The organism is Streptococcus sp. 2_1_36FAA, assembly GCF_000161955.2.
GTDB lineage: Bacteria > Bacillota > Bacilli > Lactobacillales > Streptococcaceae > Streptococcus > Streptococcus gordonii.
This window is the reverse complement of the sequence record NZ_KI391974.1, coordinates 414,989-428,419: the sequence shown is the minus strand read 5'-3', so window position 1 is coordinate 428,419 and position 13,431 is coordinate 414,989. Positions and strand designations below refer to the sequence as shown.

Here is a 13,431-nt window from a genome sequence, read left to right as displayed (position 1 = left end):
TATGCGAGTTGGTCTTTTTACAGATACCTATTTCCCTCAGGTCTCGGGTGTGGCGACGAGTATTCGGACTTTGAAGACGGAACTTGAAAAGCAAGGACATACAGTTTTTATCTTTACGACAACTGATAAAGACGTGAATCGTTATGAGGATTGGCAGATTATTCGGATACCGAGTGTACCCTTTTTTGCCTTTAAAGATCGTCGGGTTGCATACCGAGGTTTTTCTAAGGCTTTAGAGATTGCTCGCCAGTATCAGCTTGATATCATTCACACACAGACTGAATTTTCATTGGGGTTGTTAGGGGTCTGGATTGCTAAGGAATTAAAGATTCCTGTCCTGCATACCTATCATACTCAATATGAAGATTACGTCCGCTATATTGCAAATGGAATGCTGATTCGGCCTAGTATGGTTAAGTATATCGTCCGTGGTTTTTTGAATGATATGGATGGTGTGATTTGTCCTAGTGAGATCGTCTATGATTTGTTAACACGCTACAAGGTTACAACTGAAAAGAGGGTCATTCCTACAGGGATTGATTTGGCTAAGTTTGAACGACCTGAAATCACCAAAGATCATATTGAAGATTTACGAAAGAAATTGGCAATCAATGACTCAGAAACTATGTTGCTCAGTTTGTCTCGAGTTTCCTATGAGAAAAATATTCAAGCAGTTATTGCAGCTTTACCAGATGTCTTAAAAGAAAATGCTGCTGTAAAATTGGTAGTAGCAGGAGATGGGCCTTATTTGGCGGACTTGAAGGAACAGGCTGAGAGTTTAGGTATTACTGATTCTATCATTTTCACAGGTATGATTCCTCCAAATGAAACTGCCCTTTACTATAAGGCGGCTGATTTCTTTATTTCTGCCTCGACTAGTGAGACACAAGGTCTAACATATTTGGAAAGTATTGCTAGTGGTACACCGATTATTGCACATGGCAATCCTTATCTAGATAATGTTGTGACGGATAAAATGTTTGGGACGCTTTATTATGAGGACAACGACCTATCTGGTGCTATTTTAGAAGCAGTTATGACAACGCCTAAAATGGACGAAGAGAGATTGGCAGATAAACTCTATGAAATTTCAGCAGAAAATTTTGGGCGCCGTGTTTATGAATTTTATTTGGATTTAGGAATTTCTAAGGATTTTCAAAATGAAATTAGGCCGGATGAAACAAGAACAAAGCGCTTTGCAAAATCAATGATAAAACTGCCGGGTAAAATTATCCTTCTTCCGGTAAATGGTTCCACTCGGATGATCAAGGCTTCAAGAAAACAAATTAGAAAAATTCGCAAATACCTAGAATAAGTTGACCCTTTGAAAGGTGAAAAGGAGATGAGGGGATGAAAGACAGAAAAAATGAATTTCTTTTCTTACTTCCCCTTGTTTTTTTCTATTTAATATTTGATATTTTGCCAATATATTTGCCACTTGATTCAATGGTAAGTAAAAACCTTGTGGTTGGAAACATTCTTATCTTTTCACCTCTTGTCACTCTATTAGTATCCTTGCTATATGCAGTAATTTATGGATTTTCATTGCATTTTTCTATTTTAGTTGGCCTTCTGTTTTTGCTGACAATTTTTATCTTTGGAGAATGGATTCCTCTCTATCACTTGGTTTATTTTCTTTCTTCACTGTCTGGTAATGGATTAGGGCATTTGTTTTATCATCTGAGAAAAAATAGCAGAGCTAGAAAAATGTAAAAGTTCTTGCAAATTTTTTCAATCGTGCTATAATGTTTCCTAGAGACATATCACCTGCAGGAAATCTTTTAGAGAGCGCGTGGAGCTGGAAATCGCGTAGAGGATGCAGTTGGGACTACTCTACTGGATTTTATGAAAACATAAAACGGTGGCTACGTTAGAGCCAATCAGAGGTGTCCCTCTTTTTTGAGGAACATAAATGAAGGTGGAACCACGTTGCGACGTCCTTTCGAGGATGTCGCTTTTTGTATGGAGAATAGTTATGACAAAGTTAAAATGAAATTTAGCTAAGAGCTGAATGAGGTGATAGATTTGAAGAAATATTTATCTTGGATGATGGCTTGTACATTCCTTATAGTCTATGTATGGCTAATGAAAACTCTCTGCCTATGGGGCTTAGAGTATATTGTCGTCTTTTCATTTTTTCTACTCATTCCTCTCTTGCCCTTCCTTGCCCCCTTTCTTGGTATCTTAATGTTTTTCAACAACAAGAAACTCATTATAACGGGAAATCTTTTAAGTTTGACAGTTGCTATCTATTTGGTCAATGCGATAAAAAGCTATCCGATAAGGATATACATGGAAGGTGAGATGACTGATGAGCAATACTTGTCTCTAATCCTTTCTTTGGTATGCTATCTATTTATTTCTACAGCTTTCTTTATCTATAGAATGAGAAAGTTAAACTATCATTTATTTAAATAATCAACTGATATCATTCATTGTAAATGACTAGTTTCCCTATTCCTTCAAACCTCAGTTATAAAAATACGATAATTTTTTAAAGGAGAAAACCATGATTAAGATTACTTTCCCAGATGGTGCTGTTCGTGAATTCGAATCTGGCGTTACAACTTTTGAAATTGCGCAAAGCATCAGCAATTCCCTCGCTAAAAAAGCCTTGGCTGGTAAATTCAACGGCAAACTCATCGACACGACTCGTGCTATCACCGAAGATGGTTCCATCGAAATCGTGACACCTGATCACGAAGATGCCCTTCCAATCTTGCGCCATTCAGCTGCTCACTTGTTTGCTCAAGCAGCTCGTCGCCTTTTCCCAGACATTCACTTGGGAGTTGGTCCAGCTATCGAAGATGGCTTCTACTACGATACGGACAATCAAGCTGGTCAAATTTCCAATGAAGACCTTCCGCGTATCGAAGAAGAAATGAAGAAGATCGTCAAGGAAAACTTCCCATCTATTCGTGAGGAAGTTACTAAAGACGAGGCACGTGAAATCTTTAAGAACGACCCTTACAAGTTGGAATTGATCGAAGAACACTCTGAGGACGAAGGCGGTTTGACTATCTACCGTCAGGGTGAATACGTGGACCTTTGCCGTGGCCCACACGTTCCGTCAACAGGTCGCATCCAAATTTTCCACCTTCTCCATGTAGCAGGTGCTTACTGGCGTGGAAATAGCGATAATGCTATGATGCAACGAATCTACGGTACAGCTTGGTTTGACAAGAAAGACTTGAAGAACTACCTTCAAATGCGTGAAGAAGCCAAAGAACGTGACCACCGTAAACTTGGTAAAGAACTTGACCTCTTCATGATTTCACAAGAGGTTGGACAAGGACTTCCATTCTGGTTGCCAAACGGTGCGACTATCCGTCGTGAATTGGAACGCTACATTGTCGACAAGGAAATCGCTGCAGGCTACCAACATGTTTACACTCCACCACTTGCATCAGTAGAGCTTTATAAAACTTCTGGTCACTGGGATCACTACCGTGAAGATATGTTCCCAACTATGGACATGGGAGACGGTGAAGAGTTTGTCCTTCGTCCAATGAACTGCCCACACCACATCCAAGTCTTCAAACACCATGTTCATTCTTATCGTGAATTGCCAATCCGTATCGCTGAAATCGGTATGATGCACCGCTACGAAAAATCTGGTGCCCTCACCGGTCTTCAACGTGTGCGTGAAATGTCTCTTAATGACGGTCACCTCTTTGTTACTCCTGAACAAATCCAAGAAGAATTCCAACGTGCCCTTCAGTTGATTATCGATGTTTACGAAGACTTCAACTTGACTGAGTACCGCTTCCGTCTCTCTCTTCGTGACCCTCAAGATACTCACAAGTACTTTGACAACGATGAGATGTGGGAAAATGCCCAAACTATGCTTCGTGCAGCTCTTGATGAAATGGGCGTGGATTACTTTGAAGCTGAGGGTGAAGCAGCCTTCTACGGACCAAAATTGGATATCCAGGTTAAAACCGCCCTTGGAAAAGAAGAAACCCTTTCGACTATCCAGCTTGACTTCTTGCTTCCAGAACGCTTCGACCTCAAATACATCGGAGCTGATGGTGAAGAGCACCGTCCAGTTATGATCCACCGTGGTGTTATTTCAACCATGGAACGCTTCACAGCTATCTTGATTGAAAACTACAAGGGTGCCTTCCCAACATGGCTTGCACCACATCAAGTGACCCTCATCCCAGTTTCTAACGAAAAACACGTGGACTACGCTTGGGAAGTGGCTAAGAAACTCCGTGACCGCGGTGTCCGCGCTGATGTGGATGAGCGTAATGAAAAAATGCAGTTCAAGATTCGTGCTTCACAAACCAGCAAGATCCCTTACCAATTGATCGTTGGGGACAAGGAAATGGAAGACGGAACTGTCAATGTTCGTCGCTACGGCCAAAAAGAAACACATACGGTAGCAGTAGACGAATTTGTTGAAGCTATCCTAGCTGATATCGCCAACAAATCACGCGTTGAAAAATAGAATTTATTAGATAGCGATGAAACCCGAGCAATTAGCTCGGGTTTCGTTTATAGATATTTAGGAAGATTCCTGATTTCTGCTTGATACCATTCAATTTTATTATCTAATTTTTTTAGTGACATATGCCAACTTTTAATTTGTTCTTGAACAAAACTGCGGTGCTTCTGCAGCATTTCTAAGCGTTCTTTCAGGCTGCCATCACCCTGGTAGCGCAAATCAGCATATCTCTGAATATCTTGCAAATGCATACCCGTATCTTTTAAACGCTGAATAAACTGAACCCAGGCAAGATCGTTCTCGTCGTAGGAACGCTGACCGCTTTGATCTCTATCAACTTTAATCAATCCTCGTTTTTCGTAGTATCGGAGTGTATGCGCTGATAAATTTACTTTTTGCGCAAATAAACCAATTTTCATAAAAAAACTCCTTTAATTTCTTGACTTAGAGTATAGTCTAAGTTTTATAATGGCATTGTAATCGTTTAAGGAGGTAAATGCAAATGAAAAATAAGCGATTTGAACGTGGATTAGAAAGACTCAATCAGATTGATGGTGAGGGCGGTGAGAAGGTCATTTCCTCTCTGAAAGAAATAGCTCCCGATCTAGGAGACTATATTGTAGAATTTGCTTTTGGTGATATCTACAGTCGTGAGGGACTAAATCTACAGGAGCGAGAAATCGTTACTCTTGCTAGCCTTTTGACACAGGGAGGTTGTGAAGCACAGCTTGAAGTACATATTCAAGCAGCTTTAAATGTTGGTTTAACTCCCGAAAAGATTATAGAATGCTTTTTGCAGTGCATCCCTTATGTTGGATTTCCTAGAGTGCTAAATGCTGTTTTTTTAGCTGATAAACTATTTAAGAAAGAATAATAAAGGGGCGCTGAGTGTAACTAAACCAAATAGGTAAACAAATTATTTAAGTAAAGGATTTAGTTCTGTGCTGAATGGGACTAAGTCCTTTTGTTTTAAGCCGATTTATTGATTCTTTATATTGTGGATTTAGACGTGGTTTTCATGAGTTAAGATAGAATAGAATTTCTAAAAGATAGATTTTTTGCTAATTTTGAGATTAGTATTTGGTGGACTCTTTTTGAGTTCTGTTTCTTTTTTGACTGTTAATTTTAGATTTTTTTATAAGCTATTTTTTTACAGTATTGTCACGAATGTCTTTAAATTGTAAGATAAAGAAATAGTATTTTTAATTGGGGAAATTAGTCTATTTTAAGAAAGTTTGTTATAATAAAAGAGACAGAAAAAAAGGTGAAAGATATGAAGAAAATATTAGTTGTAGATGACGAAAAACCAATTTCAGATATTATAAAATTTAATATGGTAAAAGAGGGCTATGAAGTTGTTACGGCTTTTGATGGCCGTGAAGCTCTTGAGATGTTTGAAGCAGAAAATCCTGATATTTTGATTTTGGATTTGATGTTACCAGAGTTGGACGGGCTAGAAGTAGCACGCACCATTCGGAAGACCAGTAATGTTCCAATTATTGTCCTATCGGCTAAAGATAGTGAGTTTGATAAAGTTATCGGCCTTGAGATCGGAGCAGACGACTATGTGACTAAGCCTTTCTCTAACCGTGAGCTCCAAGCTCGTGTCAAGGCTATTTTGCGACGTTCAGAATTTGCTGTAGATACCCAAGAAAGTGAAAAGGGTTCAAATGAGTTGACAGTGGGCGAATTGCAAATTTTACCAGATGCTTTTGTTGCTAAGAAACATGGTGAGGAACTAGAATTAACCCATCGTGAGTTTGAATTACTCTACCATTTGGCTAGTCATGTTGGTCAAGTAATGACACGCGAACACCTACTAGAGACAGTTTGGGGTTATGATTATTTTGGTGATGTACGCACTGTTGATGTGACGATTCGCCGTCTACGTGAAAAGATTGAAGATACGCCAAGCCGACCAGAGTATATTTTAACTCGTCGTGGTGTTGGCTATTATATGAGAAACAATGATTGAAAATATTAGACAATTTGTGTTTTCTGTAGATTTTGTTTTTGTTTTAATTGTTTTAGGTTTTATTTTGGTTGTTGCCCTGCTCTTTTTAGAGAATCGAAGGGATAATCGCCAACTTCGTCTGCTCAATCAAAAGATCAAAGATTTAATCGCAGGAGACTATTCCGAGGTTCTGGATATGCAAGGCAGTCCAGAAATTACGGATATGACCAATAGTATAAATGATTTGTCTGAGGTGACTAGATTAACACAAGAAAATCTGGAGCAAGAAACCAAACGTTTGACTAGTATCCTGTCCTACATGACGGATGGGGTTTTGGCAACCAACCGTAGGGGTCAGATTATCATGATTAATGATATGGCTTCTAAGCAATTAGGTGTTGATCCAGAGGAAGTCCAAAATACAAGTATTTTAGACTTGTTAGATATTGCGGATGAATATGATCTGCGAGATTTAATTACCAAGATGCCGGAATTGACGATTGATTCGCAGGATGAAAATGGAGAATATTTAAGTCTGCGTGTTCGTTTTGCCTTGGTTCGTAGGGAATCTGGTTTTATCTCTGGTTTGGTAGCTGTTCTGCACGATACGACGGAACAGGAAAAAGAGGAACGGGAACGTCGACTTTTTGTATCAAATGTTAGTCATGAGCTCCGGACCCCTTTGACAAGTGTTAAGTCTTACTTAGAAGCTTTGGATGAAGGCGCTCTTTCTGAGCCAGTTGCTCCTGAATTTGTTAAGGTTTCTCTTACTGAAACGAACCGAATGATGCGGATGGTTTCTGATTTGCTTAGCTTATCAAGGATTGATAATGATAGTAGTCATTTGGATGTAGAATTAACTAATTTTACAGCTTTTATCACTTTTATTTTGAATCGTTTTGATAAGATTAAAAGTCAGGATGAAACCAAAAAATATGAGATTGTACGAGATTATCCAATCACGCCTATTTGGGTTGAAATTGATACTGATAAAATGACGCAGGTCATTGATAACATCATGAATAATGCTATCAAGTATTCTCCAGATGGTGGAAAGATTACCGTAGGGATGAAAACGACGGAAGATCAGCTGATTATTTCAATTTCTGATGAAGGATTGGGAATTCCCAAAAAAGACTTGCCTAAGATCTTTGACCGTTTTTATCGAGTGGATAAGGCTCGAAGCCGTGCGCAAGGTGGAACGGGCTTAGGACTTGCGATTGCAAAAGAAATCATCAAGCAGCACCATGGCTTTATCTGGGCCAAGAGTGAGTATGAAGTCGGATCAACTTTTACAATTGTCCTGCCGTATGATAAGGATGCTGTTTTGGATGATGGCTGGGAAAGTGAAGAAGTAGAAAGTAAAGATGACTAAGGAAGGTTTTAAGTATAGCATTTTAGCATCTGGATCTAGTGGTAATTGTTTTTATTTAGAAACAGCCCAAAAGAAGATTTTGGTGGATGCGGGACTATCTGGTAAAAAAATCACTAGTCTCCTAAGTGAAATTAATCGTAAACCAGAAGATTTAGATGCTATTTTAGTAACTCATGAACATAAGGATCACATTCATGGTGTCGGTGTTTTAGCCCGCAAGTATAATTTAGATATCTATGCTAATGAAGATACTTGGAAAGCTATGGATAGTGCCTTAGGAAAAATTGATATCAGCCAAAAGCATATTTTTGAAATGGGTAAGGTTATGACTTTTGGTGATATAGATATTGAAAGTTTTGGTGTTAGCCATGATGCGGCGGCACCACAATTTTATCGGTTTATGAAAGACGATAAAAGCTTTGTCATGCTGACGGATACGGGCTATGTGAGTGACCGTATGGCTGGAGTGGTTGAAAATGCTGATGGTTACTTGATTGAGAGTAATCATGATGTAGAAATTTTGCGTAGTGGAGCTTACCCTTGGAGTCTTAAGCAACGTATTTTATCCGATAAAGGTCACTTATCTAATGAAGATGGTGCTGATACGATGATTCGAACCTTGGGGAACCGTACCAAAAAGATTTATCTAGGTCACTTGAGTAAGGAGAATAATATCAAGGAGCTGGCTCATATGACTATGGTTAATCAGCTGGCTCAAGCTGACTTGGCAGTCAATCATGACTTTCAAGTTTTGGATACTTCGCCAGATACAGCTACGCCTCTGACATCAATTTAATCATGTTGAAAATAAAAAATAACCAGGAGATTTTATGCGTCCCATTTATTTTCTTGTTGGACTAGTGTCCTTGGGGCTGGGAGTTGTTGGAATTCTTCTTCCAATCTTGCCTACAACGCCTTTTTTGCTCTTGTCCATAGCTTGCTTCTCTCGGAGTTCCAAACGTTTTGAAAATTGGCTCTATCATACCAAAATGTATCAGATTTATGTAGCGGATTTTCGGGAGACAGGTTCAATAGCTAAGGAGCGTAAGAAAAAGATTATCGTATCTATCTACATTTTGATGGGAATTTCTATCTTTTTTGCTCCTCTTCTACTTGTAAAGATTGGTCTATTTGCTCTGACAATTTTTATCACCTACTACTTATTTAAGGTCATTCCTGATAAGTAAGAACAATAGAAAAGACAATTGTTATAATTGTCTTTTTTCCTTTGTCTAAAGCAAGAAAAAGAGGGCAGGAAAATTTAATTTTTGGTATAATAGTAGCTGTGCAGTCTTCTTTCTAATAGAAGATTTAAACAGCAGTAGAACTTACTTTTACAGTTTGTTAAGAGTGTCTTTCTACTCTACTTTGCTATAAAGATAGAAAGGATTGGACTTGTGTTTATCAGTTTGAACACAGGTAGAGGTTTATGAAAAAATTAGAAAACCTTTTGTTTGATCGATTTGGCTTGGTTTTTAAGGATGTTTCATTGCTAGAAACAGCTTTTACTCATACAAGCTATGCCAATGAACACCGCCTCTTAAAAATTTCACACAATGAACGCCTGGAATTTTTAGGAGACGCTGTTCTGCAATTAATTATCTCTGAGTATTTATTTGAAAAATACCCCAAGAGACCTGAAGGAGATTTGACTAAGCTTCGTTCAACGATTGTTCGTGAGGAAAGTTTGGCGGGTTTTAGTCGTGATTGTCAGTTTGATCTCTTCATCAAGCTGGGTAAGGGAGAAGAAAAATCTGGGGGCCGTGAGCGCGAAACGATTTTAGGTGACTTGTTTGAAGCTTTCTTAGGAGCTTTGTTACTTGATAAAGGCTTGGAAATTGTGAAGGACTTTATTTATCAAGTCATGATTCCTAAGGTGGAGGCAGGTGATTTTGAGCAGGTGACAGACTATAAGACAAAATTGCAAGAGTTACTTCAGTCTAATGGAGATGTAGAGATTCTTTATCAAGTCGTGTCTGAATCAGGCCCAGCTCATGCCAAAAATTTTGAGGTTAGCGTTTCAGTTGATGGTCGTTTAGTAGGAAAAGGCCAAGGGCGTTCTAAAAAGCTGGCAGAACAAGAGGCTGCTAAGAATGCCTTTGAAAAGGAAAATCATTCATGTATTTAAAAGAAATTGAAATCCAGGGTTTTAAATCTTTTGCGGATAAAACTAAGGTAGTTTTTGACCAAGGGGTAACAGCGGTTGTCGGCCCCAACGGTTCAGGTAAGTCCAATATTACAGAAAGTCTGCGCTGGGCTTTGGGAGAATCCAGTGTTAAGAGTTTACGTGGTGGTAAGATGCCCGATGTTATTTTTGCCGGGACAGAAACACGCAAGCCCCTTAATTATGCGTCTGTAGTAGTGGTTCTTGATAATAGCGACAAATTTATCAAGAATGCAGCTAAGGAGATTAGAGTAGAGCGTCATATTTATCGCAGTGGTGATAGTGAGTACAAGATAGATGGTAAAAAGGTTCGTTTGCGTGATGTTCATGATCTCTTTATGGACACAGGGCTTGGACGGGACTCCTTCTCTATTATTTCCCAAGGTAAGGTAGAAGAGATCTTTAACAGTAAGCCAGAGGAGAGGCGTGCTATTTTTGAAGAGGCTGCGGGAGTACTGAAATATAAGACGCGTCGTAAGGAAACTGAGAGTAAATTGGCTCAAACCCAAGACAATTTGGATCGCTTGGAAGATATTATTTACGAATTGGATGGGCAAATCAAACCTTTAGAGAAGCAAGCACAAACTGCTAAACGCTTTTTGGAGTTAGATCAGGAAAGGCGAGAACTTTACCTAGATGTCTTGGTTGCTCAAATGACAGCTAATAAGGAAAAGTTGAACCAGGCAGAGGAGAATTTGGCCAAGATTCAGGAAGAGCTGTCCGCCTATTATAGCAAACGCGATGAATTGGAACTGGAGAACCAAACTCTCAAATCTAAGCGCCATGAGCTTAATCAGACCTTGGCAGCTGACCAAGCTAAGCTACTGGAATTAACTCGTCTGATCAGTGACTTGGAGCGACAAATTGACCTTTCTAAGCTTGAATCGAGTCAGGCGGCTACTAGCCGTAAGGAAAATGAAGCTCGTATGGCTGTATTAGCAGAGAAGTTGGAGCAAACGGAGAAAGATTGTCAGGCTAAGTCTGAAAATCTGAGTCTTATTTCAGAAAAATTGGATAAGAATCAGCAGGAAATGGCTGAGCTAGAAAAAGAGATTGCCGATTTTTCTGAGGATCCTGATCAATTGATTGAGCATTTACGTGATCAATACGTCAAACTCATGAAAGAAGAGGCAGATTTATCCAATGATTTGACTGCTCTGGAAAGCCGTCAGGCTAATGAGTTGAAACTAAATGAGAGCAAAAAGGCTGATTTTGAAAAAATTAAAAGGGACTTGTTAGAAAGCCAAAATGCTGAAACAGCCCATATAGAAGAGTTGGAAACAGCTCGGAAGAATCTAACAGACTTGTTGAATGCTTACCAGGCGCAGGTGGAAAAAGTACAAGAACTGCAGACAAGTTACCAAAATCAGCAGAAAACTATGTTTGATTTGTTGGACGATTTGAAAAATAAGAAGGCTCGTTCTGCGAGTTTGGAAGCTATTCTTAAAAATCATAGTAATTTCTATGCTGGTGTAAAAAGTGTCCTGCAGGAGTCAGAACGCTTAGGTGGGATTGTTGGTGCTGTTAGTGAAAAATTAAGTTTTGATCCGCATTATCAGACAGCTCTTGAGATTGCTTTAGGAGCTAGCAGTCAGAATATTATTGTCGAAGATGAAGCGGCTGCTACAAAAGCTATTGATTTCTTGAAGAAAAATCGAGCTGGTCGAGCCACTTTCTTGCCACTGACAACGATTAAACCCCGTCAGCTAGCTGATCATCATCGGACAAGCATTGAGTCTAGTAAAGGTTTCCTTGGTTTGGCATCTTCGCTGGTCACTTATGATGCAAGCTTGGATACCATCTTCCAAAATCTGCTTGGGACGACAGCCATTTTTGATACGGTAGACAATGCACGAGCTGCGGCCCGTCAGGTTCGTTACCAAGTCAGAATAGTCACTCTAGACGGGACAGAACTGCGAACAGGTGGTTCCTACGCTGGTGGAGCAAATAAAAACAACAATACAATCTTTATCAAACCGGATTTGGACGCTCTTTTGTCTGATATAAAGGAAAAAGATCTCCAATTGAAGGAAAAAGAAGAGGCTGTCCAAGTCCTACATAATCAACTGAGTCAAGCTAAGCATGTCTTAGATCAAATCAAGGAAGATGGCGAAAGCGCGCGCTTGGCAGAACAAAAAGCTAGTTTAGCTTATGAGCAAATTGCAAAGCGAGTGGAAGAGCTGACGAATCTGAAAGATCTGCAAGAGCAAGAGCTGGAAAGGTTGTCTGGAGTTGATATTTCTGGCGAACAAGCAAAATTACAGGCTCGTTTAGCTGAAATTGAGCAGGCAAAATTGGATGTGACACAGGAAATTGAGCAGGTTAAATCGAATAAAGATGCTGTTCAAGAACGCTTTGATAAACTTTCCAATAAATTGTCAGACTTGAAACTATCTCGGACGGAGCTGACCTCTCTCCAACGTTTTGAGAAAAATGATTTGGAGCGTCTGGAAGAAGAGAAAGCTACTCTCATCAAAGAACAGTCAACACTGGAACTCTTAATGGAACAAAAAGAATCCAGTCTCCAAAAGGTGGATATTACAGTTCTAGAAGATCAGTTGAAGACTGCTAATCAGGAAAAGACAGAATTAAACCAAGGATTGATTCGTCTGAAATTTGAATTGGAAGACTTGGAAGGTCAGTCTGAAGACATCCTCAGTCATTTAGATCAGGCACGTAAGCAAAATGAAGAATTGATACGTAATCAGGCCAAGGCTGAGGCTGAAAAAGAAAAGATTACTGATGTTTTACGTCGTCTCTTAACCAGTCTGACGGAAGAATATCAAATGAGCTTTGACGAAGCCAATCAGAAGGCTCGTCCTCTGGAAAACTTAGCAGTATCTGAAGGGCAAGTCAAAGACTTGGAACGATCTATACGTGCGCTCGGTCCAGTAAACCTGGATGCTGTTGAACAATTTGATGAAGTGAAAAATCGTTTGGACTTCCTCAATACGCAAAGAGATGATGTCTTGTCTGCTAAGGATCTTCTCTTGACAACTATCGAAGAAATGAACGATGAAGTCAAAGAGCGTTTCAAATCAACTTTTGAGGCCATTCGTGAAAGCTTTAAAATGACCTTCAAACAAATGTTTGGTGGAGGATCTGCAGACTTAATTTTAACAGAAGGCGATCTTTTGACAGCTGGAGTTGAAATTTCGGTGCAGCCACCTGGCAAGAAAATCCAGTCCCTCAATCTCATGAGTGGTGGGGAAAAGGCCTTGTCAGCTCTCGCCTTGCTCTTCTCCATTATTCGAGTGAAGACCATTCCTTTTGTTATTTTGGACGAAGTTGAAGCGGCCTTGGATGAAGCCAATGTTAAACGTTTTGGAGACTACCTCAACCGCTTTGACAAGGAGAGTCAGTTTATCGTTGTTACCCACCGAAAAGGAACCATGTCAGCAGCTGACTCTATTTATGGAGTGACCATGCAGGAGTCCGGTGTGTCGAAGATTGTTTCGGTGAAATTAAAAGATTTAGAAGGTATGTAA

Annotated in this window: 12 protein-coding genes; 11 read left to right on the top strand and 1 reads right to left on the bottom strand. The window is 39.6% G+C overall.

What is annotated here, in order from left to right; genetic code table 11:
* Window position 1: 1 nt before the first annotated feature.
* From HMPREF0847_RS04500 to thrS, 4 genes are all read left to right on the top strand, one after another.
* On the top strand, window positions 2-1,315 hold the full coding sequence (locus HMPREF0847_RS04500) for a glycosyltransferase family 4 protein (protein ID WP_008809009.1): 1,314 nt from the start codon (window positions 2-4) through the stop codon (window positions 1,313-1,315).
* A 35-nt stretch (window positions 1,316-1,350) separates the two neighbouring features.
* Complete coding sequence (locus HMPREF0847_RS04495; RefSeq protein WP_008809008.1) at window positions 1,351-1,713, top strand: hypothetical protein; 363 nt, start codon at window positions 1,351-1,353, stop codon at window positions 1,711-1,713.
* Window positions 1,714-2,046: 333 nt separating this feature from the next.
* Window positions 2,047-2,418 (top strand): hypothetical protein, encoded by a 372-nt coding sequence (locus tag HMPREF0847_RS11425; protein ID WP_008809007.1) that lies wholly within the window; start codon window positions 2,047-2,049, stop codon window positions 2,416-2,418.
* A gap of 91 nt (window positions 2,419-2,509) precedes the next feature.
* Window positions 2,510-4,453, top strand: a complete 1,944-nt coding sequence (thrS, locus tag HMPREF0847_RS04485) for a threonine--tRNA ligase (RefSeq protein ID WP_008809006.1) — start codon at window positions 2,510-2,512, stop codon at window positions 4,451-4,453.
* A gap of 47 nt (window positions 4,454-4,500) precedes the next feature.
* On the opposite strand, the gene HMPREF0847_RS04480 is transcribed toward thrS, so the two are convergent.
* Window positions 4,501-4,869, bottom strand: a complete 369-nt coding sequence (locus tag HMPREF0847_RS04480) for a MerR family transcriptional regulator (protein WP_008809005.1) — start codon at window positions 4,867-4,869, stop codon at window positions 4,501-4,503.
* Between the two features lie 77 nt (window positions 4,870-4,946).
* Between HMPREF0847_RS04480 and HMPREF0847_RS04475 the strand changes: the two genes are divergently transcribed.
* The 7 genes from HMPREF0847_RS04475 to smc all read left to right on the top strand — a co-directional run bounded on the left by HMPREF0847_RS04475 (window position 4,947) and on the right by smc (window position 13,431).
* Entirely contained in the window at window positions 4,947-5,324 is a 378-nt protein-coding gene (locus HMPREF0847_RS04475) for a carboxymuconolactone decarboxylase family protein (RefSeq protein WP_002899930.1), read from the top strand.
* A 399-nt stretch (window positions 5,325-5,723) separates the two neighbouring features.
* Complete coding sequence (yycF, locus tag HMPREF0847_RS04470) at window positions 5,724-6,425, top strand: response regulator YycF (RefSeq protein WP_008809004.1); 702 nt, start codon at window positions 5,724-5,726, stop codon at window positions 6,423-6,425.
* Window positions 6,418-7,779 (top strand): cell wall metabolism sensor histidine kinase VicK, encoded by a 1,362-nt coding sequence (vicK, locus tag HMPREF0847_RS04465; protein ID WP_008809003.1) that lies wholly within the window; start codon window positions 6,418-6,420, stop codon window positions 7,777-7,779. Before yycF ends, vicK begins: the two co-directional genes overlap by 8 nt.
* Window positions 7,772-8,575 (top strand): MBL fold metallo-hydrolase, encoded by an 804-nt coding sequence (locus HMPREF0847_RS04460; RefSeq protein WP_008809002.1) that lies wholly within the window; start codon window positions 7,772-7,774, stop codon window positions 8,573-8,575. Before vicK ends, HMPREF0847_RS04460 begins: the two co-directional genes overlap by 8 nt.
* Window positions 8,576-8,609: 34 nt before the next feature.
* Window positions 8,610-8,966, top strand: a complete 357-nt coding sequence (locus HMPREF0847_RS04455) for a YbaN family protein (RefSeq protein WP_008809001.1) — start codon at window positions 8,610-8,612, stop codon at window positions 8,964-8,966.
* 242 nt (window positions 8,967-9,208) lie between these two features.
* Window positions 9,209-9,907, top strand: a complete 699-nt coding sequence (gene rnc / locus HMPREF0847_RS04450; RefSeq protein ID WP_008809000.1) for a ribonuclease III — start codon at window positions 9,209-9,211, stop codon at window positions 9,905-9,907.
* A complete protein-coding gene (gene smc / locus HMPREF0847_RS04445) occupies window positions 9,898-13,431 on the top strand; it encodes a chromosome segregation protein SMC (protein ID WP_008808999.1) in 3,534 nt (1,177 codons plus the stop codon). Before rnc ends, smc begins: the two co-directional genes overlap by 10 nt.